This window comes from Cryobacterium psychrophilum (assembly GCF_004365915.1).
GTDB classification, from domain to species: domain Bacteria; phylum Actinomycetota; class Actinomycetes; order Actinomycetales; family Microbacteriaceae; genus Cryobacterium; species Cryobacterium psychrophilum.
In genome coordinates this window covers 3,418,507-3,443,453 of record NZ_SODI01000001.1, presented here as the reverse complement: position 1 = coordinate 3,443,453, position 24,947 = coordinate 3,418,507, and the positions used below count along the sequence as shown (strand labels likewise).

At 65.1% G+C, this 24,947-nt stretch carries 22 protein-coding genes; 7 read left to right on the top strand and 15 right to left on the bottom strand.

Annotated elements, in window-relative coordinates:
* Position 1: 1 nt before the first annotated feature.
* From cydC to EDD25_RS16205, 4 genes are read right to left on the bottom strand one after another with little or no spacing between them, the layout of a single operon-like run.
* The gene (gene cydC, locus EDD25_RS16220) at positions 2 to 1,714 is read right to left on the bottom strand and encodes a thiol reductant ABC exporter subunit CydC (protein ID WP_134174798.1); all 1,713 of its coding nucleotides are present in this window, start codon (positions 1,712 to 1,714) and stop codon (positions 2 to 4) included.
* Positions 1,698 to 3,350 carry a thiol reductant ABC exporter subunit CydD gene (gene cydD, locus EDD25_RS16215; RefSeq protein WP_134174796.1) on the bottom strand — a complete coding sequence of 551 codons (1,653 nt, stop codon included), beginning with the start codon at positions 3,348 to 3,350 and terminating at the stop codon, positions 1,698 to 1,700. The genes cydC and cydD overlap by 17 nt, the downstream gene beginning before the upstream one ends.
* A gap of 6 nt (positions 3,351 to 3,356) precedes the next feature.
* A complete protein-coding gene (gene cydB, locus EDD25_RS16210; RefSeq protein WP_134174794.1) occupies positions 3,357 to 4,361 on the bottom strand; it encodes a cytochrome d ubiquinol oxidase subunit II in 1,005 nt (334 codons plus the stop codon).
* A gap of 24 nt (positions 4,362 to 4,385) precedes the next feature.
* On the bottom strand, positions 4,386 to 5,798 hold the full coding sequence (locus EDD25_RS16205) for a cytochrome ubiquinol oxidase subunit I (RefSeq protein ID WP_134174793.1): 1,413 nt from the start codon (positions 5,796 to 5,798) through the stop codon (positions 4,386 to 4,388).
* Positions 5,799 to 5,886: 88 nt separating this feature from the next.
* Between EDD25_RS16205 and EDD25_RS16200 the strand changes: the two genes are divergently transcribed.
* Together EDD25_RS16200 and EDD25_RS16195 are read left to right on the top strand one after the other, a co-directional pair.
* On the top strand, positions 5,887 to 6,273 hold the full coding sequence (locus EDD25_RS16200; RefSeq protein ID WP_134174791.1) for a BlaI/MecI/CopY family transcriptional regulator: 387 nt from the start codon (positions 5,887 to 5,889) through the stop codon (positions 6,271 to 6,273).
* Between the two features lie 79 nt (positions 6,274 to 6,352).
* Positions 6,353 to 7,303: a M56 family metallopeptidase gene (locus EDD25_RS16195; protein WP_134174789.1), complete on the top strand. Its 951-nt coding sequence runs from the start codon at positions 6,353 to 6,355 to the stop codon at positions 7,301 to 7,303.
* 65 nt (positions 7,304 to 7,368) lie between these two features.
* Here the strand turns inward: EDD25_RS16195 and EDD25_RS16190 are convergent, their stop codons facing one another.
* From EDD25_RS16190 to EDD25_RS16170, 5 genes are all read right to left on the bottom strand, one after another.
* Positions 7,369 to 8,295, bottom strand: coding sequence for an ABC transporter substrate-binding protein (locus tag EDD25_RS16190; RefSeq protein ID WP_134174787.1), 927 nt, complete (start codon positions 8,293 to 8,295; stop codon positions 7,369 to 7,371).
* Positions 8,295 to 9,035, bottom strand: a complete 741-nt coding sequence (locus tag EDD25_RS16185) for an ABC transporter permease (protein WP_134174785.1) — start codon at positions 9,033 to 9,035, stop codon at positions 8,295 to 8,297. Before EDD25_RS16185 ends, EDD25_RS16190 begins: the two co-directional genes overlap by 1 nt.
* A complete protein-coding gene (locus EDD25_RS16180) occupies positions 9,032 to 9,700 on the bottom strand; it encodes an ABC transporter permease (protein WP_134174783.1) in 669 nt (222 codons plus the stop codon). Before EDD25_RS16180 ends, EDD25_RS16185 begins: the two co-directional genes overlap by 4 nt.
* Positions 9,697 to 10,593 carry an ABC transporter ATP-binding protein gene (locus EDD25_RS16175; RefSeq protein WP_134174781.1) on the bottom strand — a complete coding sequence of 299 codons (897 nt, stop codon included), beginning with the start codon at positions 10,591 to 10,593 and terminating at the stop codon, positions 9,697 to 9,699. The genes EDD25_RS16180 and EDD25_RS16175 overlap by 4 nt, the downstream gene beginning before the upstream one ends.
* 135 nt (positions 10,594 to 10,728) lie before the next feature.
* Positions 10,729 to 11,409, bottom strand: coding sequence for a TetR/AcrR family transcriptional regulator (locus EDD25_RS16170; RefSeq protein ID WP_134174779.1), 681 nt, complete (start codon positions 11,407 to 11,409; stop codon positions 10,729 to 10,731).
* Positions 11,410 to 11,572: 163 nt separating this feature from the next.
* Between EDD25_RS16170 and EDD25_RS16165 the strand changes: the two genes are divergently transcribed.
* Entirely contained in the window at positions 11,573 to 12,598 is a 1,026-nt protein-coding gene (locus EDD25_RS16165) for an App1 family protein (protein ID WP_241986380.1), read from the top strand.
* Between the two features lie 32 nt (positions 12,599 to 12,630).
* Here the strand turns inward: EDD25_RS16165 and EDD25_RS16160 are convergent, their stop codons facing one another.
* Genes EDD25_RS16160 through hisD form a run of 3 tightly spaced genes read right to left on the bottom strand, consistent with a single transcriptional unit; the run spans position 12,631 to position 15,505 of the window.
* Entirely contained in the window at positions 12,631 to 13,659 is a 1,029-nt protein-coding gene (locus EDD25_RS16160; protein ID WP_134174777.1) for a quinone-dependent dihydroorotate dehydrogenase, read from the bottom strand.
* 13 nt (positions 13,660 to 13,672) lie between these two features.
* Complete coding sequence (nrdR, locus tag EDD25_RS16155; protein WP_134174775.1) at positions 13,673 to 14,167, bottom strand: transcriptional regulator NrdR; 495 nt, start codon at positions 14,165 to 14,167, stop codon at positions 13,673 to 13,675.
* A 27-nt stretch (positions 14,168 to 14,194) separates the two neighbouring features.
* The gene (hisD, locus tag EDD25_RS16150; RefSeq protein ID WP_134174773.1) at positions 14,195 to 15,505 is read right to left on the bottom strand and encodes a histidinol dehydrogenase; all 1,311 of its coding nucleotides are present in this window, start codon (positions 15,503 to 15,505) and stop codon (positions 14,195 to 14,197) included.
* Between the two features lie 69 nt (positions 15,506 to 15,574).
* On the opposite strand from hisD, the gene EDD25_RS16145 reads away from it, so the two are divergent.
* A complete protein-coding gene (locus EDD25_RS16145) occupies positions 15,575 to 16,129 on the top strand; it encodes a flavin reductase family protein (protein WP_134174771.1) in 555 nt (184 codons plus the stop codon).
* 33 nt (positions 16,130 to 16,162) lie between these two features.
* Here EDD25_RS16145 and EDD25_RS16140 read toward each other — a convergent pair whose 3' ends face one another.
* The gene (locus EDD25_RS16140; RefSeq protein WP_134174769.1) at positions 16,163 to 16,927 is read right to left on the bottom strand and encodes a lysophospholipid acyltransferase family protein; all 765 of its coding nucleotides are present in this window, start codon (positions 16,925 to 16,927) and stop codon (positions 16,163 to 16,165) included.
* 75 nt (positions 16,928 to 17,002) lie between these two features.
* A complete protein-coding gene (locus tag EDD25_RS16135; RefSeq protein WP_134174767.1) occupies positions 17,003 to 18,058 on the bottom strand; it encodes an HNH endonuclease signature motif containing protein in 1,056 nt (351 codons plus the stop codon).
* A gap of 56 nt (positions 18,059 to 18,114) precedes the next feature.
* Here EDD25_RS16135 and EDD25_RS16130 point away from each other — a divergent pair, with 56 nt between their 5' ends.
* From EDD25_RS16130 to EDD25_RS16120, 3 genes are all read left to right on the top strand, one after another.
* Complete coding sequence (locus EDD25_RS16130) at positions 18,115 to 18,444, top strand: hypothetical protein (RefSeq protein ID WP_134174765.1); 330 nt, start codon at positions 18,115 to 18,117, stop codon at positions 18,442 to 18,444.
* A gap of 257 nt (positions 18,445 to 18,701) precedes the next feature.
* A complete protein-coding gene (gene istA / locus EDD25_RS16125) occupies positions 18,702 to 20,291 on the top strand; it encodes an IS21 family transposase (protein ID WP_134172690.1) in 1,590 nt (529 codons plus the stop codon).
* Entirely contained in the window at positions 20,288 to 21,058 is a 771-nt protein-coding gene (locus EDD25_RS16120; RefSeq protein ID WP_134172691.1) for an ATP-binding protein, read from the top strand. The genes istA and EDD25_RS16120 overlap by 4 nt, the downstream gene beginning before the upstream one ends.
* A gap of 416 nt (positions 21,059 to 21,474) precedes the next feature.
* Here the strand turns inward: EDD25_RS16120 and dnaE are convergent, their stop codons facing one another.
* Positions 21,475 to 24,942: a DNA polymerase III subunit alpha gene (gene dnaE, locus EDD25_RS16115; protein ID WP_241986403.1), complete on the bottom strand. Its 3,468-nt coding sequence runs from the start codon at positions 24,940 to 24,942 to the stop codon at positions 21,475 to 21,477.
* Positions 24,943 to 24,947 lie beyond the last annotated feature (5 nt).

Sequence of the window (24,947 nt, the reverse complement as noted above, 5' to 3'; positions counted from 1 at the left end):
ATCAATTCAGCATCACCCGGTCGGTGATGAGGTCGGCCGGTACGGGCGTGTGCGAGATGAGCAGCACGGCGCGATGCTCGGCGGCGGCGGCGGTAAGAATATCGCGAATGAGCCGCTCACCCTGCTCGGCGTCGACGTTGGCCGTTGGTTCATCCACGATGAGAATGGGAAAGTCAGCCAGTAGCGCCCGTGCGAGGGCGATGCGTTGGGCCTGCCCCCCGGAGACGAGCGCACCGCGCTCTCCAACGCGGGCGTCGAGACCGCCGCGCTCCGTTGCCCAGCCGAGCAGGCCCACCCGGTCCAGCATCGTCTCCAGGTCGGCGTCGCTCGCGGTGTCCCGTGCAAACAGCAGATTCTGACGGATGCTGTCGTCAAAGAGCCACGGACGTTGCTCGCACAGCCCCACCACGCGGCGCACCTCACCCTGCGGCAGGTCCCTCGCCTCGATCCCGCCGAGGCGATACGACCCCGTGTAGTCCAGGAAACGCACGAGAGCGTTCGCGAGGGTGGTCTTGCCCGCGCCGCTCGCCCCGCCGAGGTGTACCCGATCCCCCGGTGCCAGGCGAAGCGTGACCCCGCTTACCGCGGGTTCGGTGCCGGCAGGCCAGCGTGCACCCAGATCAGTGAGCTCAAGAACAACAGGTTTTGCGGGGTCGAGACATGGCGAGGAGCCGGCGTCGCCCGCTCTCACCGCTTCGACCGGGATCTCAACCGGTATGTTCCGGGGAGCAACGCTGGCCACCCGCTGGGCGCTCGACCGAACCTGTCTCAAGGCGCCAGCCGCCAACGGAATCATGCCGAAGACCTCAAAAACGGCGAGGGGAACGAGCACAATCACGACGAATGCGGGGCCGGTGAGTCCCGTCTCACCTCCGAGAGCAGGGATTCCCCAGACGAGCGCGGCGATAGTCGCAGCGCCCGCACCGAGCGAGACCACCGCGGACTGCACGCCCGCACCGAGGGCGCTCCTGAGGCTGGCACTGCGGAGTGTGTCGTCGACCCTGCCGAAGGATTCCAGTCGCGCGTCAAGAGCACCGAAGGCGGTGAGCACGTCAAGGTTGTCGAGGATTTCCAGCACCTCGTCGGCCAACGCTCCGCGGAGGGGCGCGAGGGCACGTTCGGCCCGTGCCGCCAGGGCACCGGCAGCCAGGGTCCCCAGCAGGCCTGCGAGGATGAGCGACACGAGAAGCGCGAGTCCGGCAGCCGGCAGCAGCAGCCACACCCCCAGCACGCTCACGGCCGCCGTGATTCCGGACACCAACAGCGGCTGTACGACGCGCAACGGTAAATCCTGCAGGGCATCCACATCACGCACGAGGCGACTCAGCAGATCTCCGCGCCTCGTCTGCGCCAGCCCGGCCGGGGCGAGCGGCAGCAGGCGCGCAAAGATCCCGAGGCGCAGGTCGGCGAGCTGGCTGAAGGCAGCATCATGGCTCGCGACGCGTTCGAGGTACCGAAAGACCGACCGGCCAAGCGCGAACGCGCGAACACCGACGACGGCCATGGACAGGAACAGGATGGGAGGCATTTCGGCTGCCCTGGTGATCAGCCAGGCCGAGGTCGCCAGGAGCGACACGGCAAACACCGCGCTCACCACTCCGGCGGCGAGCCCCGGCAGAAAACGTCGCGTTCGCGGTTGCGCCAGGCGCAGCACCGCGCGCGTGGCCGCGCCAACCCGGGTAGCCGGGTCTGTTCCCTTACCGCGACTGGACATGGGCGCCTCCCCCCAGCAGAACGACCCGGTCGGCCGCCGCGATGACGGCGCGACGGTGACTGACGACAATAACGATGCGCCCCTGGTCAGCGAGGCTGCGCAGTCCCTGCACGAGGTCATGCTCCGTATCGGCGTCGAGGGCCGAACTCGGTTCATCAAAGACGACGACGCGGCAGTTGCCTGCCTGAGCCCGGTAAATGGCCCTTGCAGCGGCAACGCGATGGGCCTGGCCGCCCGAGAGCCCGTCCCCGTTGGCGCCGAGAACAGTGTCGGGATCTATTTCGGCCGCCCCGGCCCACGCCAGGGACTGCGCGACCAGCCCGGCGTGCACTCGTGCGTCGCCCAGTGTCACGTTGTCGTGAACCGTGCCGCGCAGCAGCCCCGGCCGTTGCCCGCACCACGCGAGCCAGGAGCGGTCGGCCGCCGGCGCTATCGCCCGGCCGCCCAACGTCATACTGCCGTCCAAGGGAACGAATCCGAGAAGGGCGGCCACCAGGGTAGATTTTCCCGCACCGCTGGGACCGCGGACCACGGTGATATCCCCGGCGCTGAACTCTGCGTGCATCCGATCGATCACCACAGTGCTGTCCCGACGGACGGTGACCGCGTTGAGGCGCAGGGCGTCGGCCGGTGGCCTGGCCGCCCCGTCAGCATCCGCCTCGTCAGGCAGCATGGCCCGCCTTGGGTGGTCGTCGAGAATGGCGAAGATGTCTTCGGCCGCAGCAAGCCCCTCGGCTGCCGCATGGAACTGGGCGCCCACCCTCTGCACGGGAAGGAAGGCCTCCGGCGCGAGGAGCAGCACGAAAAGACCGACGGAGAGAGCGAGGGAGCCATCGACGAGGCGCAGACCGACCGACACGGCGATCAGGGCGACGGACAGGCTGGCCGCCAGCTCGAGAACGAAGCCGCTGAGGAACGACACCCGCAGAACCTTCATCGTGCGCGTTCGATAGTCCTCGGTTATCGTACGGATGCGCGTGAACTGGCGTCCCTCTCGGCCGAAGATCTTGAGGGTCCCGAGGCCCCCGACCACGTCGAGGAAGCCGATGCTGAGGCGTTGCAAGGCCGTCCATTGCTGCTTCTGCACCCCCTGGGTCGCCTTGCCGATCAGCACCATGAAGACCGGGATGAGCGGCAACACGATCACAACGGTGAGTCCGCTCGCAAAGTCGTTCAGGAGCATGACGAGAACGAGAACGGGAGTGGCAATCACGGTCAACAGCAGCTGCGGCAGATATCGGGAAAAATAGTTATCGAGCGCGTCCAGCCCCGTCGTGACCGTCGTCGCGAGTCCGGCCCCCGCGCGATCACCCACCCAGTCGGGGCCGTGCTCGGCGAGCCGGTCGAGCACGGCGGCTCGCAACTGACTCTTGACGTGGGCAGCACCCCGGCTGGCCGCGAGGTCCAGGAGCCAGATCAACCCGGCGCGCGCCACGACGACCGCGGCGAGGGCGGCGATCGTGCTCACGAGCTCGTCGAGCCGGCTGCCAGCGATTGCCAGCGTGATCGTTCGGGTCAGGAGCCATGCAAAGGCCACCACAACAAGGGTCTGGGCCAGGCCCAGCATCGCACCGACAACGAGAAACCAGCGCGCCGCCGTGGCGTAGCGCAGCAGCCGAGGATCCAGTGGTCTCACGAGCGTTTAGTGTACGGCGGCCTCGATGTGAGAGCGCCCGATCCGCTTGCGAAAGACCCAGTAGCTGAAGGCCTGGTACCCGAGGATCACGGGCATCCCGATAAGCGCGGTCCAGCTCATCACTTGAAGGGTGTACGGCGACGATGAGGCGTTCGCGATGGTGAGGCCATTCGCCGGGTCGTTGCTCGCCGGCATCACAAACGGAAACAGTGAGGCGAAGAGCGTGAGCACCGCGAGGCCGATCGTGACGGCCATCAGGGCGAAGGCCCACCGCTCCGCGCCGCGCAGGTTCGCGACAAAGGAGACGATCAGGGTCAGCGCAGCTCCGGCCGCGAGCACACCGGAGGCCAGCGTGCCGAAGCCGAACGTGGTCCACAACAGGAATGCCGCGGCGACGATGATCGTGGCCGCCCCGGCCCGAAAGGCAAGCTTTCGAGCCCGCACGCGGATGTCCCCCTCGGTTTTAAGCGTCACAAAAATGACGCCGTGGGTGAAGAACAACAGGAGCGTCGTCAGGCCGCCGAGAAGTGCGTAGGGATTGAGTAGATCGAAGAATGTGCCCGTGTAGTTGAAGTCAGCGTCGAGGGGCACGCCGCGCACGACATTGGCGAATGCCACACCCCAGAGCAGCGCGGGAACGGCGGAGCCGACGATGATCATTGCGTCGAACCATTTCTTCCACTCGGACTCGGGGCGTTGATGCCGGTATTCGAATGACACGCCGCGCACAATGAGGGCCAGCAGAATCAGCAGGAGGGGAAGGTAGAAACCGCTGAACATGGTGGCATACCACTCGGGGAAGGCGGCAAAGAGCGATGCCCCTGCCACGATGACCCAGGTTTCGTTGAGGTCCCAGACCGGTCCGATCGTGTTGATCAGCACCCGTCGGTCGGTGTCATCCTTGCCCAGGAAAGGCAGGGACATGCCAACCCCGAAGTCAAAGCCGTCGAGTACGAAGTACCCGATGAACATGAAAGCGATGATCCAGAACCAGAGAATATTGAGATCCATGATGTGTTCGTGTTACCCGTTCGCCTAGTAGACCGTGACCGCGTGCTTGACGTCACCGGACTCTTCATCGAGTTCCGGCGCGTCGTCGGGACCCCTCTGAACGGCCCTGAGGATGAGCCTGAATTCAACAACGGCGAGGATTCCGTAGAGCACCGTGAAGGCGATCAGTGAAATCAAGATCTCCACGCCCGTGACGCCGGGCGAGACGCCGTCCTGCGTCTTCAGCAGCCCGAAGACGAGCCACGGCTGTCGGCCCATCTCGGTGAAGACCCAGCCGACCGTCATGGCGAGCAGCGAAGCCGGGAAGCTCCAGATGGCGAGCTTCCAGACCCACTTCTGAGTCGGCATCCGTCCTTTGCGGGTGAGGAAAAGTCCCACAACGGCGACGAGCATGTGCAGGAGCCCGAGGGCGATCATCCAGCGGAACGCCCAATAGGTGATCCAGATTGTGGGGGTGTAGTCCCCCGGTCCGTAGGTGGCAATGTACTGCGCCTGAAGGTTGTTGATGCCTTCTACCGTGCCGTCGAAGGTGTGGGTCGAAAGGAAGGAGAGCAGGTAGGGAATGCGAATCGAGAAGAGTTCGTGCACTCCGTCGGGGGTGCCGAGGGTGAACAGCGAGAATGACGCGTTGGCTCCCGTGGCCGTGTGGTACAGCGCCTCGGCGGCGGCCATCTTCATCGGCTGCACCTCGCCCATCACCAGGCTGAGCTGATCGCCGGCGAGTGTCGTGCCCATGCCGGCGATGATCATCATCCACATGCCGAATTTGAGTGCGGGACGCATGGTCTCGAAATGCTGGTTGCGTGCCAGGTGCCAGGCGGCCACCGAGATGATCAGGCCCGCCGACACCATGAAACACGCAAAGATCGTGTGCGGGAACGCGGCGAGCGCGATCGGATTGGTGAGCAGTTCGCCGATGCTGGTCAGCTCGGCCCGCCCCTTCTCCGCGTTGATCGTGTACGCGATCGGGTTCTGCATGAACGCGTTCGCCGCAAGGATGAAGTACGCCGAGGTGATGCTGCCGATAACGGTCATCCAGATGGTGGCGAGGTGCAGCTTTTTCGGCAGTTTGTCCCAGCCGAAGATCCACAGGCCGATGAACGTGGCCTCGAGGAAGAAAGCGAGGATGCCCTCAAAAGCGAGCGGGGCACCGAAGACGTCGCCCACGAAGCGGGAGTAGTCGGACCAGTTCATGCCGAACTGGAACTCCTGCACGATGCCGGTGACGACGCCCATGGCGAAGTTGATCAGGAAGATCTTGCCGAAGAAGTGCGTCAGCTGCAGGTATTTGGCCTTGTCGGTGCGAACCCACGCGGTCTGGAAGATCGCCACTGTCAGTGCCATGCCGATGGTGAGCGGCACAAACAGGAAGTGGTAAACGGTCGTCAGACCAAATTGCCACCGCGAGAGGAGCAGGGGGTCCAACCACTCATTCATATGCCCTCCAGCACTGTTTCTACGACGCGTAGAAGACTACTCGTCTACAAGACGTAGAAAATACCGCCGGACCGCGTAGAGTTGAATCATGGGAAGCCTGGGTGTACTCGAGAGATTGATCATGGACGTTCTCTGGGACACCGAACAGCCGCTCGCCGCCACCGAGTTGCGGGATCGCCTCGTAGATCCGACCCGCTCGGCCACCAGCTCCAAACCACTCGCCGCGACCACGGTTCTGACCATTCTGTCCCGGTTGGAGACCAAGGGCTTCGTGACCCGCGATCGAAGCATCCGCCCCCACCTGTACACGTGCGTGACGACCCGGGCCGAACACACGGCCCAGCTCATGCACCAGGTACTCGGCTCCGTACCTGACCGCACCGAGGCCCTCGCACGGTTCATCGGCAATGTGACGCAGGAAGAAGCCGCCACCCTCCGGGAGCTTCTGGGCACCGTCACCACACCAAGCCCGTGATCCTCCACGAGGTGCTGATCGGCCACGAGGCACCGACCCCCGCAAATGTGCTGCCGCAACACCGGATGCCCCCGCCCCCGTGCTCGTTTCCGCGCTAATTCTCGGCGCCCTCGCCCTCGCCCTCGCGTGGCCGGTCCCCGTTCTCCTGGCCCATGCCCGTTGGCCGGGCCGCTCCCCCGGCGTCGCCCTCGCTCTCTGGCAGGGCATCGCCCTCGCGGGCGGCGTATCGATGATCGGTTCGCTGCTCAGCTACGGTCTCAGCCCCTTCGGAGCCAACCTCGCCGACGGACTGGTCGCGCTCTGGGGCTCGCTACGAGGGGGCACGCTCAGCTCTGGTGTGGACTTCGTTCATGTTCTCGCGCTGTGCGGTGCGCTTCTGCTGGGCACCCATCTCCTTCTCAATCTCGCCGCGACGTTCCTTCGTGCCGAGCACCAGCGTCGCCGGCATCATCACCTGATCGCTCTTCTGAGCGACCCGCTCCCCAACCGGCCGGGAATGCGTGTGATCGATTACGAGGCACCGGTGGCATATTGCCTCCCCGGAGCAGCTCGTTCCGCCACCGTACTCTCGAACGGCCTCCTGCGGCTGCTCAACGCGGACCAGCTCCGTGGCGTGATCGAGCACGAGCAGGCACACCTGCGGCAGCAGCATCACCTCGTACAACTCGCCTTCAAGTCGTGGCACAGTGCCCTGCCGTGGTTTCCCATCGCCAATCGTGCCGAGAATGCGGTGGCACTGCTCGTGGAGATGCTGGCCGACGATCGGGCCCGGCGGGTCGTCGACGACCGAACGCTCGCCACGGCCATCGCACTCGTGGGCCTGGGCCAGCAGCCAGAGGCCCCCGCGCCTGTGTCGAGTTCCACAACGGGTGAACCGGTGTTCACGTCACGCGAGCAGGCGCTTGTCGCCCCGCGTGTGCACCGACTCATGACGAGAACCGCCCCGCTCTCCCGCCTCGCGACCGCGGGCGCCCTCACGACCGCGATCACGCTCGCGCTCGCTCCGGCCATCGTCCTCTTGCAGTCCTAAACGCACAAACCCCCACACGACGAATAAATATTCGCGTGTGGGGGTTTGATGGTGGAACGTTGTTGCTAAAAGAGGTTTGCCTTTTCGAGCCAGGCCGACGCGATGTCCTCGGCAGATTTCTGGTCGTTGACGCTCTCCGAGTTGAGGCTCACCAGGTCATCGGCGCTCAGGGCAGCGCTGACCTTGTTCAGTACCGACGCGGCCTTGTCGGTGACCTTCTCCGAAATCACCGGCACGACGTTGTCCGCGAAGAAGAGCCCGTCGGGGTCCTCGAGGGCAACGAGCTTGTCCGTCTTGATGTTCGGGCTGGCCGTGTAGATGTTGGTGAGCTGGATGTCATCGTCGACGAGGGCCTTCACCGTCAGCGGGCCGCCGCCATCCTCGATCGGCTGGAATCCGGCGGTCTCGATGCCGTACTTCGCCTTGAGCGCATTCAGCCCGAACGGACGGGTCTCAAGCTCCGCGTTTCCGCCGACGAAGATCGGCTCGGTCACATTCTTCAGCGACGCGAGGTCGGTGAGGTTGTACTTGTCAGCGAACGCCTGCGTCACGGTCCAGGAGTTCTGGTCGGACGCACCCGCCTTGTCCAGCACGCGGAGCCCGTTTGGCAGGACCTCCTGGAGCTGGGCGTAGATCTCGTCGCCCGTGCCGCCGGCCGCCTTCTTGTCGAAGGCCTGGAGGAGGCTTCCCGTGTACTCGGGGAACACATCGATCTTGCCGGCCTCGATGTCGGGCAGATAGACCTCGCGCTGGCCGATTCGGAAGTCGCGCTGAACCGTGATCTCGTTTGCCTCGAGCGCCTGCGCGTAGATCTCGGCGATGATTTCGTTCGAGTAGTAGTCCTGCGAACCGACAACCAGGGTGTCTGCAGCGTTCGTGTCGCTACTTCCACTGCCCAGGGGGTCACCGGACGCACACCCTGCAAGGGCTACGAGGGCCCCAACCGCGACCGCGCCGATCAGCGCGAGCCGGCCTCTTTTTGCTGTGAACATTACTTGCTTCCTTCCGCGATGGTGGATTCCATCCCCGGGCGCGGCCTGGATGACCTGGCCCGGACTTCTGTGGGACGCCCAACTGCGACGCCCTGTGGAACGACAACCCGCTGGATCACTGAAAAAATTCCCTCGAGAGCCAAGGCGAGCAGAATGACCAGGATCGAGCCGCCCAGCATTTCGGCGTAGTCTCGGGTTTTCAGACCGGTGAAGAGGTACCGGCCAAGGCCGATGTCGGCCACGTACGCCGCCAGCGTGGCCGTGGCGACGACCTGCAGTGCCGCCGACCGAAGCCCGCCCATGAGCAACGGAAGGCCGAGGGGAATCTCGACCTTGCGCACAATCTGCCCCTCAGACATGCCGACAGCCCGTGCGGCGTCGATCGTGGCGCGGTCGATCGCCTCGAACCCGGTATACGCGCCGGCCAGCACCGGCGGGATCGCCAGGACGGTGAGTGCCACGTACGGTGCCTCCAGCCCGATGCCGACCCATAGCGCCACCAGCGTGAGCAGGCCGAGGGTCGGCAGTGCCCTCAGCCCGCCAGAGACCGCGACGGCCAGCCCCCTGCCGCGTCCGGTGTGGCCGATGAGGAACCCCAGCGGTACGGCGATCGCGGATGCGATCAGCAGCGTCACGAACGTGAAGACCAGATGCTCCAGCAGGCGGGTGGGGATCGCGCCCGCACCGAGATAGTTTTCCGGGTCGAGGATCCAATTCAAGGCGTCGAGGAAGACGGTCATTTCACGGCCTCCAAGCGGGCCACGGGCGGGCGGGTTGCGCGCGACCACGGCATGAGGAAGCGGCCGAGCCCGACCAGCCCCCAGTCGAAGGCGAGGGCCAGCAGGACGGTGCAGATGATGCCGGCAACGATCTCGGCCTGGATGCCACGTTGGAAACCGTCCGTGAACAAGCTGCCGAGGCTTGCCACCCCGATTACCGCGCCCACCGTCGCCAGGCTCACCGTGCTCACCGCCACGACCCGGAGGCCGGCGAGCAGCACGGGCCCGGCCAGCGGAAGTTGCACGTGCCAGAACAGGGACCAGCCGGAGAATCCGACGGCGGTGGCCGATTGGCGGACATCCGCGTCAACCGAGGCCAGGCCATCCGAAACAACGCGCACCATCAGTGCAACGCCGTAAATGGTGAGCGCGATGACCAGGTTGAGCGGGGACCTCGCGTTGGTACCGACGATCGCCGGCAGCACGATGAATAGGGGCAGTGACGGGATCGCATAGAGCAGCCCCACGGTGGTCAGGATGAGACCGCGGCTGAGACGGTACTGGTGCGCGCTCCACCCGATGGGCAGCGCAATGAGGAAGCTCAGGATGATCGGGGGCACGCTGAGCACCAGGTGATCGAGGGTGCGATCCCAGATGAGGTCGAGGTTCGACCAGATCCAGGTCACCTTGGATCCCCACCCTGCGCCGGGGCACCCGGTCCCGCGTACGGGCCGGCCTTTTCGTCAGGGACGGCGTTCGGGTGCGATCCACGCGCCAGTACGCCGGCCAGTCGTCCATCGGCATCCACGAGCACGTCGCCGTTCGTGTGGGATTCCAGGTGCAGGACTCGCTTTCCGCGGTCCGCTCCCACGAAACTCGCCACGAAGTCGTCGGCCGGGTTGGCCAGGATCTCGGCCGGCGACCCGATCTGAGCAATAAGTCCGCCGGTGCGGAGAATCACCACCTGGTCGCCGAGCAGGAAGGCCTCGTCTATGTCGTGGGTGACGAACACGACGGTCTTTCCGAGTTCGTGCTGCAGGCGCAGCAGTTCCTGTTGCAGTTCGGCGCGCACGATGGGGTCGACCGCCCCGAAGGGCTCGTCCATGAGCAGGATGTTGGGATTGACGGCCAGGCCGCGCGCCACGCCAACGCGCTGCTGCTGGCCACCGGACAGCTGACTGGGGTATCGGTCGGCCAGCGATCGATCGAGCCCGACTGTGTCGAGCAGCTCAAGCGCGTCTGCGCGAGCCTGACGGCGAGGCACGCCGCGCAGCAGCGGTACAGTCGCCACGTTGTCGACCACCTTGCGGTGCGGAAGCAGTCCGGAGTTCTGCATGACGTAGCCGATGCTGCGGCGCAGTTTCACCGGCGCGAGTGTCGCAATATTGTCGCCGTCGATTTCGACCGACCCACTCGTGGGGTCAACCATCCGGTTGATCATGCGCAGTAACGTGGTCTTGCCCGAACCCGAGGAACCCACGAGCACCGTGGTCTTGTGGGAGGGGATAACCAGGCTGAAGTCGTCAACCGCTACCGTGCCATCGGGAAACTGTTTGGTTACCGAACGAAATTCGATCATGCAGCTGGCTCATTCCTTACAGGGATCGGATCGACAGAAACCAGATTCTCAACCCCACCATTGTATTGAGCCGGAGAGTCCATCGATTCCACCACATGCTACCGGCGTTGCCCCTGTCTCACCGCACGGAGCAAGCTAGCTGGCCGCGTCGAAGTTCAGCTGTTCGTTTGGCCCGTAGAAGCTGGAGAGATATGCGTACAGCACGCGTCGGCATTCCGCGATGAAACGCTCGTCGCCGAGCTGGTCAACCTGAAAGGCACGGGACAGCAATGCATCGGCCAGTTCCAGGGCCACTTCAAGCCGAAAAGTGAACTCGGGTTCCCGCGGCACAGCGAATTCCTCAGCGAAAACCGTGGCCAGCTCGCGGGCGAACGACACGGACTCGAGTTCGGATTCTTCCCCGATCCCCGGACCCTCACGATCGGTGAAATTGAGAATGCGAAAGCCCGGTTCTGAGCGATACAGGCCCACGAAAGCGGTGATCGCGCCGTCAACGGCGTCCCACCACGTCTCCGGCTTGTTCGCGCTGTACTCCTTGAGCACGCGTTCGCGCAGGCGCAGCACCGCGCGCTCGTGCAGAGCGTTGAGCACCGCAACCCGGTCGGGATAGTAGCGGTAGACCGTGCCGATTGATGCGCCGGCGCGTTCGGCAATCATGGCCGTTGTGATCCGATCAAAACCGACCTCGTCCACAACGGATGCCGCCGCGTCGAGCAGTCCGGACAGCCGAGCGGCGCTGCGCTGCTGTATCGGCTCCGCCCGTCCCTGAGCACCGGGGGCGATGCTGCCCTCACCAAAAAAGTCGACGTGCGACATAACTCCCCCTTAGTACATGAGTGCCCATACTATGCGGCTGCACGGCGCATCCCTATTTCGGGGCTCAACGGGGCGCGAGCGCCAGCTGTGGCCCCGCACGTGAGAGACTGAAGGGGTGCCAGAGTCCCGAGACAAGACGCCGATCGCGCTCACTCCCGCTCAGATGATGCACCGAGCGGCGCGAATCGAAGACTGGCTGCACGACCGCCGAGAGGTTTGCGCCCGCAAGCGTGGGTATCGACCGACGGTTATCCCGTTCACCGGTTATGGATCGACCGGCTGGGTGCGCATCCTCTGTCGCGTTCTCCTGGCCAGGCCGGATAAGGCCGGTGCCGCGCCCCCGAAGAAGAAGCCACGCAGCGATGGACGCGATGCCGGTATCCGTGGCTGGCGCAGCTTCACGAGCGTGCCCGTGAAGGCTGTCACGGTGGTTATTGAGATCGACGGCCAACGCCACGAGGTAGAGGCGGATCGCGGCGGCGTGGTCGATGCGGTCGTACCGGTCTCGCTCGTACCCGGTTGGCATGTTGCCCGCCTCCACACCGAGGATTCCGCCGTTCAGGAGGCGCCCTTGTTCATCGTGGATCCCGGCACAGCACGTGGAATCGTGTCCGACGTCGACGACACCGTCATGGTGACAACTCTTCCGCGCCCGCTCCTGGCGGCCTGGAATACCTTTGTCCTCGATGAGCATGCGCGGGTTCCCACGCCGGGAATGGCCGTTTTTCTGGAACGCCTCGCCTCTGCCTCTCCGGGCGCACCGCTCATCTACCTCTCAACCGGCGCCTGGAACGTGGCACCGACGCTGACCCGTTTTCTGTCCCGAAACCTGTACCCGGCCGGTGCGCTACTGCTCACCGATTGGGGGCCAACCCACGACCGCCTGTTTCGCAGTGGGCGCGAGCACAAGCGCGGCAATCTGCGCCGCCTGGCCCTGGAGTTTCCGCACATGCGCTGGATCCTCGTCGGGGATGACGGGCAGCACGACGAAGCCATCTACAACGAGTTCGTGCACGAGTTCCCCGGCAGTGTGGCGGCGGTGGCGATTCGCCAGCTCTCTCCGAGCGAGGCCGTGCTTGCCGGGAGCCGTTCCAAAGACGAGATCGAGGGAACGGCTGACATCCCGTGGGTGTACGGACCGGACGGTTCCAGCCTCGCGAACCAGCTCGCCAAGTTCAACCTGCTCTGAGTCGGCCCCGAGCCGGCTCGCGTCACGCCAGCTCAGGCGAGCAGTCGGTCCAGGCCGCGGTTGATCTGCCGAGCCCAGAGCGGGCCGCGGTAGAGGAACGCCGTGTAGCCCTGCACGAGAGTAGCGCCGGCCGCGAGGCGCTCGGCAACCTGCTCGGCCGTTTCGACGCCGCCTACCGAGATAACGCAAAAGGTATCGGGGACGACGGTACGGATCAGCCGGAGAACGGCGAGGGAACGTTCCGCGAGTGGTGCTCCGGAGAGGCCGCCGGCCCCTGCGGCTTCCACGGTAGCGGCATCCGTTTTCAGCTGTGACCGCGACAGCGTGGTGTTGGTGGCGATGATCCCGTCGAGCCCGAGGGACACGGCGAGCTCTGAGATGCGGGTCACCTCGTCGTCGCTGAGATCGGGGGCTATCTTCACGAGCAGCGGAGTCGCACCCGCATGAGCCTTCACGGCGGTCAGGAGGGGGGCGAGTCTGTCGAGTTCCTGCAGGCCGCGCAGTCCGGGAGTATTTGGCGAACTGACGTTGACGACGAGGTAGTCGGCGAGGGGAGCGAGCAGTCGGGTGCTCGTGAGGTAGTCGTCGGTCGCGTCATCGACCGACGTGACCCGGCTCTTGCCGATGTTGATTCCGAGCACCGGTCTGCCGGGCGCCTGCCGAATGCGCGTGAGCCTCGGTACGGCAGCCAGCGCTCCCCCATTGTTGAACCCCATGCGGTTGATCACGGCGCGATCGGCGATGAGCCTGAACAGGCGCGGCCGCGGATTTCCGGGCTGGGCGATGGCCGTGAGCGTTCCAACTTCCACGTGACCGAATCCCAGGTGACCGAGGCCGAGCACGGCTTCGCCGTCCTTGTCGAAGCCGGCGGCAACACCAAAGGGCGATCGGAAGTGGAGTCCGAGCGCGTGCACGCCGAGGTCTGTGCGTGGTGCGGTAAGGCGCGCAACGAGCGTGCCGACTCCCGGCAGCGGCAGGCGCTTGATCACGGCGAAGGCGAGGTGGTGGGCGCGTTCCGGGTCAAGGCGGCTGAGTACGAGGGAAAAGAAAAGGGGGTACATGCGCCGTCTCGGGTTAGGGCCGCTCGGCAGCGGATGCCGCGGCGGCGCTGTCTGCAGCACTCGCGTGTTCGCGGCGCAGCTGGGCAATGGCACCCTCGAAGTCTTCGAGGGAACTGAAGCCCTGGTATACACTCGCGAACCGCATGTACGCCACCTCGTCAAGCTTTTGAAGAGGCGGAAGAATCGCGAGACCGATATCGTTCGCGTCGATCTGTGACGCGCCGGTCTGCCGAATGGTCTCCTCGACCTTCTGCGCCAGCATGGCGAGGTCGGAGTCGGTCACCGGTCGCCCCTGGCAGGCCTTGCGCACCCCGGTCACGATCTTTTCGCGGCTGAAGGGCTCAACCACACCGCTGCGCTTGATGATGTTGAGGCTTGCCGTTTCGGTTGTGCTGAAGCGACGTCCGCACTCGGGGCATTGGCGGCGGCGGCGAATGGACAGTCCATCGTCGCTCGTACGCGAGTCTATGACTCGGGAGTCTGGGTGACGACAGAACGGACAAAACATAGTGTACCCAGCCTATCGCGCCTGCCTTCAGTCCTGTGCGAACCGGGCGGTGACCGCGTCACCGTGGGCCGGAAGGTTCTCCGCGTCGGAGAAGGCAGCGATGTTCGCGGAGACGGCGCGCAGGGCCTCTCGACTGTAGGTGACGATCTGTTGCGGGCGGAGGAACGTGTAGGCCCCGAGCGCTGACGAGAACCGTGATTGTCCCCCGGTCGGCAACACATGGTTGGATCCAGCGGAGTAGTCACCGAGGCTGACCGGCGAGTGCGCACCCAGGAAAATGGCGCCGGCGTTGTGAATCGATGCCAGGACCACCTCCGGCTCCCTGGTCTGAATTTCCAGGTGCTCGGGGCCGAACGCGTTACTGAAGCCCGCCGCCACGAGAAGGTCGTCGACGAGCACGATGGCCGACTGTGTGCCGGTGAGTGCCGCCGTGACGCGTTCGCTGTGGGTCGTGGATGCCGCGAGCACGCCGAGGCGTGCCGAAACGGCGTCGGCGAGAGCGACCGAGTCCGTCACGAGAACGGCCGCGGCCAGTTCATCGTGCTCGGCCTGGCTCACGAGGTCCGCTGCCACGAGCAGCGGGTCGGCGGTCTCGTCGGCAATCACCAGGATGTCGGTGGGTCCGGCCTCCGAGTCGATTCCGGCCTGGCCTCTAACGAGTCGCTTGGCCGCGGCCACATACACGTTGCCGGGTCCCGTGACGATCTGCACGGGCTCCAGCCCGAGGTCCGGGACGCCGTAGGCGAGGGCGCCGATGGCACCGGCGCCGCCCATGGCGTAGACCTCGTCAACCCCGAGCAGGGCTGCGACGGCGAGGATGGTCGGGTGGACGCGTCCGCCGAAGCGGCTCTGCGGAGGGGAGGCGAGGGCAATCGACGAGACGCCGGCGATCTGCGCCGGAACAACGTTCATGACGACGCTCGACGGGTAGACGGCCTTTCCTGCCGGAACGTAGAGTCCTACCCGGTTGACGGGCTGCCAGCGCTGGGTGATGGTCGCGCCGGCGTCAACCGTGGTTGTCACCATGGGAGGAACCTGGGCAGCACTCGCGAGGCGTACCCGGCGAATGGTCTCCTCGACGGCGGCCCGCACGGCCGGGTCGAGCTCGGCCACCGCATCGGCAAAGTCAGAGTCCGGCACGCGAACCTGCTCCGGCCGCACGCGATCGAGGCGTTCGGCCTGGTCGAGCAGTGCGACTTTCCCCCTCGCCCGAACGTCATCGATCAGCTCGGCAGCGATATCGGTCGCCGAGGTGACACTGGTCAGTGCTCGAGGCACCGCGGCGAGGAGAGCGGCGGGCGTTTTCGGGGTTCCGCGGAGGTCAATAGTCTGAATCATCGACTCCAGCCTATCGGCGAACATTTGACGCCGGGAATAGTGTGGGTATCGAACAGATTGTGGATAGAGATGAATGATACGACCGCGTCCCGGTTTACCGACGCTTCCACGACTCCCCCGCTGGAGTCAGACCCCAATGCACCGCTCGACCTCGCGGCTTTCAAACATGCGTTTCGACGACATGCCGCCGGTGTGGCCGCCGTTACCACCGTCGCGGCCGACGGAACCCCTGCGGGTTTCACCGCCACGAGCCTGGCCTCCCTCTCGGCGGTGCCGCCGCTGGCCACGTTCAACATGGCCCGGTCGGCGAGCACGTGGCCGGCCATCGTGGACAACGACCGCGTCATCATCCACATGCTCGGCGCCCGCAACCGAAGCCTGGCCGAAAAGCTCGCCGGCCCCCACGAGCAGCGATTTGTTGGGGACCACTGGCACGCCGGACCGTACGGACTGCCCGTGCTCAACGACGTCACCTCGTGGATGGTGGGACGTATCGTCGAGCGTATGTTCGTGCACAACAGTGCCGTCGTGGTCGTACAGGTTGAAGGTGGCGGCATCGGCACCGACGACGAGGCGCTGCTGTACCACGAGCGTACGTATCGGGTGCCCGGAGCGGCCGCCTAACGGTTGCCTGCACCGGGACGCGGTCCCTGACGCCTACTTCGCTCGTTCGGCGGCCCGGCGACGCTGACGCTCGGCCTCGACAACGGCAGCTTCGGCCGGCGTCGGTGCGGTGCCTCCCAGGTGCGACGGCTGCCACCAGCGGGATTCGCCCGACTCCGGATAGCGCGCCTGCAGCCCATCAACGAGGCCTTGCAGCGCAAGGTGCAACGTTTGCGTCGCCGCGGCAATGTCGCCGCCCGGCGCTACCGTGAGCGGCTCACCGACGGCGAAGTGCACCGGGATGCCGACGATTTCACGCAGCACGGGCTTGTGGTTCTTGGTCAGCAGACGGTGGCCACCCCAGACGGCAATCGGGATGATCGGCACACCGGCTTCAGCCGCCATCCGCGCCGTTCCCGTTTTCAGCTCGCGCACGGTGAACGAGGCGTTGACGCCGCCCTCGGGGAACACACCCAAGACTTCACCAGATTGCAGGGCCGTTACCGCCTCGCCATAGGCGGCAGCGCCCGCGGTCATGTCGACGGAGATATGGCGCATGCCGCGCAGGAGCCTGCCCACCAGTGGTTGGTCGAAGGCCCCCTTTTTTGCCATGAAACGGATATGGCGGCGGTTGCGCTTCCACATCTGCCACTCCACGAGCGCGAAGTCGAGGTAGCCGAAATGGGTGATCGCCAGGACTGCCCCGCCCTGGTTTGGCAGGTGGTGGCCTCCGTCGAGTGCGGGATGCACCCGCAGGGAACCAAAAAGCGCCCTGCCCGCCGTGATCGCGGTGCTGTAGATGGGCTCTATCCGTCTCATGATCCCAGAATACTGGGGGTTCCTGACGGGTTTCCACTGCTGACCTGATTTGAGACCCTGTTCGGGCGGCTCGACCTACTGTCTGGATCTGCTCCACGGCGGATCGGCACTCGGAGTGTTGGCGCGGTGGGTGGCGGCGGGCCGCCAGGTTCGGGTGGGGTCGAAGAGCACCGGGCCGCGCAGGTGGGGCCGGCCGTTGATCATCTGGATGTCCCACCCGGCGGTGTCAATGGTGTGGTGGTGGAACCAGCACAGCAGCACACCGTTTTCCACGTCGGTCAGTCCGTGGGATTGCCACGGAATCACGTGGTGCACCTCGCACCAGGCGGCGGCGATTTTGCAGCCGGGGATGACGCAGCCGCCGTCGCGGGCGGCGATCGCGCGGCGCTGGGCGGGGCTGAAGAATCGTTCCTTCGCTCCCAGGTGCAGTACGTGGCCGTCGTCGCCGATGATGACCTGCCGGTAGCCGCCCGCGCACAGCCGCTGGTTTACGCTGCGGAGGCTGATCGGGGCGTCGACGCCGTCGATCCAGCCGACGCCGCGACCGTTCTTCAGGTCGCGGGCGTTCACGTGCACCATCACGACGGGCGCCGCGCCGCCCATGGTCGGGGTTTTCGGGTCTCGGGCGGTCTTTTCGAACACCGCCCGCAGAATGTCGGCGCATTTCTCCCCGCCGGTGCGGTCGTCGACGGCTTCTTCGGCGCCGGGGATGAGTTCCCCGGCCTCCAGGCGCGCCTGGTCCTCCGCCGACGGAAACGCCGGTGCCGCGTGGGCACTGAGGAACGTGTTGAACACCCCGTTCATCACGCCGCGAAGGTCGGGCGTCACGCCGCCGCGCAGCGGATACAGCCCATCCCGCAGGAGCCCGAACCCGAACGTGCTCTTCGCGGCCGTCTTGTCGTCGCTCGGCGCCGCCCCATCAGGGTCGAGCATCGCCGCCCATTCGTGGGCCTGCGCCCGAATGAGGTCGGCACTGAACGCGATCCCGGCACCCGGGAGTCCTTCGGTCTCCGGGGTGATCGCCCCCGTCGCCGACGCCACCAGGGCGCGTTCGGCCCGGTCGAGGTCGTCCGGGGCGACCCGGGTCGAGATCTGCTCGAGTGCGGTGACAATGACGTCGGCGGCGTCGATGCCGAGTTCCCGGCGGCCAGACTCTCGGCGACGGCGGGGTGCCGCACCGGCATGACTTGCCCGACCAGGCCGCTGGTCGCGGACGAGACCCCGGTGATGGTGCCGCCGAGGCGCATCCGCCGTTTCGCCTCGCTACTCGAGATACGCGTCACCCCGGTGATCAGTTCGAACTTGCCGCGGCATCCGTTCTTCCAGGCGAGCGAGTCATGACCGAGGCCGGAGTCGGCGCGAAAAGCCACGTTGGCGGCGGAGCTGATCCGGCCACCATCCACCCGACGCCCCACGGCTTCCAACGCGCCCATCACGCTGAGTGCATCGTCGTTATCGAGGAGGCTGAATTGCACTCCGGCGAGGGCGGCCGTGACGAGTTCGCCGGCCTGCAGTAGCAGGGCGACCATCTCAGCTCCGGACTTCACCGTCGTGAACATACCCCCATTTTAGCGCGAATCGAACGTAAACGCGAGAGTTGCTCACCTATTTCTTTATAGACCTTAGTAAGTTGGCGAGTAGCCCTTGAAGGTAGCACTAGTCCGACGACACGGTAGCAAGATTCCGGGAACACGGTAGCGCTGATGCTGCCAATCTGCTCTGCTGTGGAAGGACAACGCGCAAGGCGTTGTCCTTCCATTGTTAAGGGCGGGTCATGGCGGATTATCGGAAAATATTGGGGTTGCTGCTCGAGGGGCGCAGCTACCGCGACGTCGTCGAGATCGTGGGGTGCTCGCATCGCGACGTGGCTCGGGTGCGGCAGGAGGTCGAGGCTCGGGGCCTGACCGCGACCGTTACGGTGAGTGATACCGAGTTGGCGGAATGGTTCCCCGACGGGCGTCGGAAAGTCTCAGACGAGTACGACCAACCCGACCTGGCACGGGTGCTGGCGGCGATGAAAGCAAACCGGCACTTCACGTTGCTGCTGGCCTGGCGCCGCTACGTCGACACCACAGATGCGGGCAAGAAGTACGGGTACTCGCAGTTCTGCGCCCTGTTCACCGGTTATCTTCGCACCCACGATCTCGTCGCGGTGCTCCGCCACGAGCCGGGACGGGCGATGTTGGTGGACTGGGCCGGCGACACGATGGACATCGTCGACACCATCACCGGTGAAGTGGTCCGGGCCATCTTGTTCGTTGCGGTGCTTCCGTTTTCGGGGCTGATGTTTTGCCGCGCCTACGCGGATATGAAATCCCCCGCCTGGCTCGACGCCCACGTTCACGCATTCGCGTTCTTTGGAGGCGTCACGCAGATCATCGTGCCGGACAACCCGACGACGTCGACCCACCGAACCCACCAAGGCGATGCGGAGCGGGTCGTGAACGCCCGATATCAGCAACTCGCTGACCACTATCAGACAGCAATTGTCCCGGCCAGACCGAAAAAGCCGCGCGACAAGGCATCAGCCGAGAATGCGGTGAACGTCGTCAACAAACGCGTCATCGGCTATCTCGAAGACGATGTCTTCACGACCCTGAGCGAATTGAACACCGCAATCGAGGAACGGGTGCGAGAGATCAACCACGACATTCGCCGCGCCGACGACACCACCCGGTGGGAACGCTTCGACACCGAAGAGCGCGAGCTTTTGGGCTCGCTGCCTGATATCGGGTTCGAGGACGTCGAGTGGAAAGAGTTGAAAGCTGCCCGGAACTACCACGTCACCGCGGACACGCAACGCTATTCCGTGCCCTTTGCCCTAGCGGGCAAGCTGCTGCGGGTCCGGGTGACATCGTCTCGGGTGACGATCTTCGACGGCAACGACAGCATCTGCGAACACCCAAGGCTGACAGGTCGGAAGGGCCAGTACTCGACTCTTCCCGAGCATGTTCCGCCGCAGCACCGCGATATCGACGGGTTGTGGTCTAGGCGCTGGTTCATTGACCGGGCGCGCAGCGCCGGGCCGGCGACCGTCACGGTGATCGAGCAGATCCTCGACAGCCAAGCAATCGAAGCGCAAGGATACCTGTCCTGCCAGAACATCCTCGACGGCCTCGGCAAGAACAACCGAGAACGCTTGGAGGCCGCCTGCCAAGACCTCGTCAACCGCAAAGCCCATCCGACGTATTCCACTCTGAAACGGTTGATGGCGGCCATTGATAGTGACGTGAAAAAGCCCCGACCGGTGACCCCGGCGGCCTCGACACGCAAACGCAGCAGCACTGTCGTGTTCCGCGACACCGTCACGGACGTCTATGTCCGTGACGCCTCCCACTACGCCCGAAACGAGGACGGAAAGTGACGTTCACCAGCGTTGACTATGACAAGTTCCGCGCACTGCGCGTAACCCACGTCGCGACCCGGCTGGAGGAACTCATCCAAGACGAAGCCAACGACACCCTCACGCCAGAGCAGCTGTTCCTCACTGCGGTCGATGACGCGTTGGAATCCCGACGCGTCAGCCGGGTCGACAAACTCATCCGCCAGGCAGCCCTCCCCATCCCTGGCGCCACCGTCGCTGAGGTCGACTACCGCGAGGGACGCGGCATCACCGCCGTCAGAATGCGGCGCTATGCCGCCCATGACTGGCGCTTGGATGCGACCAACCTGCTCATCATCTCGCCTACCGGTGGCGGGAAAACCTACCTCGCCTGCGCGCTGGCCATCGGCGCTTGCCACAGTGAGCACTCCGTTCTCTACTCCCGGATGGACGACCTCGCCCGGAGACTCGTCATCGCTCGCGGCGACGGCATCGCGCATCAGAAACTGTTGAACGAGCTCTCCAACATCGATTTGCTGATCATTGATGATTTCCTGACCGTCGGTGTTGACAGCGACGCAGCCAGCGACTTGTTCGCGATCCTCGCGAACCGGGAGCACCGACTGCCGACGATGATCGCCTCGCAGACCGGACCCGCGCATTGGGTCGCCGAGCTGCCCGACCGCGTCGCGGCGGACTCAATCGTGAACCGCCTCGCCAACAACGCCCGCATCATCAACCTCGGCCAGATCGACATGCGTCAGCACCGAAACGACCAAGCCCGCGCCGAGAAGAGCTACTGGGAGTAACACCGGAGCGGCTCGGGCGCCAAGCTCGGGCCGCTACCCCCTCGTCAGAACAGCGCTACCACGTGCTCGGACGTGCGCTACCGCCAGGGGCTACTCGTCAGTAAGTAATTCTGCCGCCCGAAGTCCGCAAACGAACCCGCCAGCGCCCTCACGGGCGCGGTTGGCGCCGGTTCCGGGCGCCAACGCAGCCCGCCTACCGGCCAATCCTCGGCCCGGAGATGGGCACCCAGCGAACCCAGCGCCGCACTCCGAACGCGCCCTCGGCATCCGCCCCCTCCGGTTGCTACTTCAGGAGATCCGCGGTCGACAGCCCCCGGCCACCTTGCAAATCCGCGGCCGAGCGGATGCTCCCGGCCGGATCTCCTGAAGTAGCAACACCACCGGCGGGATCCTTGACGTGTGCTGAGGCAGTTCGGTTAGCTGAGACAGTTCGGTCCGAGGATGCTTTTGAGTTCGCCGAACAGGTCAGCGCTCACGGTCACGCGGTGCGGCAGCTCGAAGATCCGCGCCGTGTCACCCTTCACGAGCCTGATCCGCACCTCGGCGTCTCCCGCGTGGCGGGTCAGGATCTCCCCCAGCGCCTGCACGGTATCCGTGGTGGCGCGCGCCTCGGCGAGCGTCACCGAGAGGGTGCTCTGGTCGGATGCCTGCCCCAGCTCGGGTTGGAAGACGCTGAACGCGTGCAGGTTCATGCCGTCGTCCCGCATGCTCACCCGACCTCGAACCACAACCACGGCGTCGCTGATCAGCTCGGGCGCGAATTCCACGTAGGCCTTGCCCATGAACATCGCCGTGATCTCACCGCCGAAGTCCTCGACCTGGATCATGCCGTACTGGTTTCCGGACTTCTTCGCGGTGCGATGCTGCACACTCGTGATCAGGCCCGCCACCGTGACGGTGTCGCCGTCTTCCGCGGTCTCCGACGCGATCAGGTCGGCAATCGACGTGCTGGCGTGTTTCGCGAGCGGAATCTCCAACCCCGCGAGCGGATGATCGGAGACGTACAGGCCGAGCATGTCGCGTTCGAACGCCAACTTCTCCTTCTTGCTCCACTCGGGCCGCTCCGGCACCTGGTCGGTGTCCTGCGGCTCATCGAAGAGGCTGTCGAAGTCGAAACCGATGTTGCCGTTGACCTCTTCCCGCTTGATCTTGACCGCAGATTCGACCGCTGACTCATGGATCTCGACCATGCCGCGGCGCGTGGCCCCGAGCGAGTCGAACGCCCCGGCCTTGACGAGCGACTCAATCGTGCGCTTGTTGGCCACCGGCAGCGGCACCTTGCGCAGAAAATCGTGGAAGGACTCGAAGCGTCCCTGGGCTTCACGGGTCGCGCGAATGGCCTCAACGACGTTAAATCCCACGTTTCGCACCGCACCGAGCCCAAAGCGGATGTCGGTGCCCACGGCGGCGAAGAAACCGATCGACTCGTTCACGTCGGGGGCGAGCACCTTGATGCCCATGCGGCGACACTCGTTGAGGTACAGGGCCAGCTTGTCGCGGGAGTCCCCCACGCTCGTCAGCAGAGCGGCCATGTACTCGGCCGGGTACTTGGCCTTGAGGTACGCGGTCCAGTAGGACAGAACGCCGTAGGCGGCGGAGTGGGCCTTGTTGAAGGCGTAGTCCGAGAACGGCAGCAGGATGTTCCACACCGTCGTGACGGCATCCATGGAATAGCCGTTCTCTTTCATGCCGTTGGAAAAGCCTTCGAACTGTTTGTCCAGCTCGGACTTCTTCTTCTTACCCATGGCACGTCGCAGCAGGTCAGCCTCGCCGAGGGAGAACCCGGCAAGTTTCTGGGCGATCGACATGACCTGTTCCTGGTACACGATGAGGCCGTAAGTGTTGCCGATGACATCGGACAGGGCCTCTTCGAGTTCCGCGTGAATCGGAATGATCTCCTGCTGGCCGGTCTTGCGCAGCGCGTAGTTGGTGTGGGAGTTGGCACCCATGGGCCCCGGACGGTACAGGGCGATAACGGCCGAGATGTCTTCGAAGTTGTCAGGTTTCATGAGCCGCAGCAGGGAGCGCATGGGCCCGCCATCGAGCTGGAAGACGCCGAGCGTGTCGCCTCGAGCGAGCAGTTCGTAGGCGGCCGGGTCCTCGAGGCCAAGATCCTCGAGTATGGGGCGTTCGCCACGGTTCACCTCGATGTTGTCGAGGGTGTCATCGATGATCGTCAGGTTGCGAAGCCCGAGGAAGTCCATCTTGATCAGGCCGAGGGCCTCGGAGGCTGGATAGTCGAACTGCGTGACAACCTGGCCGTCGGCCTCGCGCTTCATGATGGGAATGATGTCGATCAGCGGGTCGGACGACATGATGACGCCGGCCGCGTGCACACCCCACTGGCGCTTGAGGTTTTCGAGGCCGAGCGCCGTGTCGAACACGGTCTTGGCCTCCGGGTCGGATTCGATCACGGCACGGAAATCGGCCGCCTCGCGGTAGCGGGGATGGTCCGTGTCGAACATTCCGGTGAGCGGAACGTCCTTGCCCATGATGGCCGGCGGCATGGCCTTCGTGAGCTTGTCGCCCATCCCGAACGGGAAGCCGAGAACGCGGCTGGCATCCTTGAGCGCCTGCTTGGCCTTGATCGTACCGTAGGTGACGATTTGCGCGACGCGCTCCTCGCCGTACTTGTCGGTGACGTAGCGGATGACTTCGCCACGGCGACGCTCGTCGAAGTCGACATCGAAGTCAGGCATGGACACACGGTCGGGGTTGAGGAAGCGCTCGAAGATCAGGCCGTGCACGAGCGGGTCGAGGTCGGTGATGCCCATCGCGTAGGCCACCATCGAACCGGCTCCCGAGCCACGGCCGGGGCCCACTCGGATGCCCTGCTGCTTGGACCACATGATGAAGTCGGCCACGACGAGGAAGTAGCCGGGGAAGCCCATCTGAATGATGATGCCGATTTCGTAGTCGGCGCGCTTGCGCACCTCGGCGGGGATGCCGTTCGGGTACCGTTTGGCGAGCCCGACCTCGTTCTCCTTGACGAACCAGCTCTCCTCGTTCTCGCCCTCCGGGCACGGGAAGCGGGGCATGTAGTTTGCCTTGGTGTTGAATTCCACCTCGCAGCGCTCCGCGATGAGCAGCGTGTTGTCACACGACTCCGGGTGGTCCCTGAACATGTGCCGCATCTGGGCGGCGGACTTGAGGTAGAACTCGCTCGAGTCGAACTTGAACCGGTTCGGGTCGTCCAGGGTGGATGCGGATTGCACGCACAGCAGTGCGGCGTGGGCGGTCGCATCGTGCGCGTGCGTGTAGTGCAGGTCGTTCGTTGCCAGGAGGGGAAGGTCGAGTTCCTTGGCCAGTTTGAGCAGGTCGGTCATGGTGCGGCGCTCGATGTCGATGCCGTGGTCCATGATCTCGCAGAAGAAGTTCTCCTTGCCGAAGATGTCTTGAAAGTCTCCGGCGGCCTTCTTCGCCTCTTCGTACTGTCCGAGGCGCAGGCGGGTCTGCACCTCACCACCCACGCAACCCGTCGTGCCGATGAGGCCGGTCGAGAACTCGCTGAGCAGTTCGCGGTCCATGCGCGGCTTGAAGTAGTAGCCCTCGAGGCTCGCCTTGGACGACAGGCGGAACAGGTTGTGCATTCCCTCCGTGCTTTCGGAGAGCAGGGTCATGTGGGTGTACGAGCCGGCGCCGCCGACGTCGTCACGGTTCTGCGCGCCGGTGCCCCACCGCACCCGGGTCTTGTCCCGCCGGTCGGTGCCGGGCGTGATGTAGGCCTCGGTGCCGATAATCGGCTTGATGCCGGCATCCGTCGCGGTACGCCAGAAATCGAAGGCACCGAAGACGTTTCCGTGGTCGGTGATCGCCACGGCGGGCATCTTCTGCTCGATCGCCGCGTTGATCAGGGGCTTCACCCTGGCCGCTCCGTCGAGCATCGAGT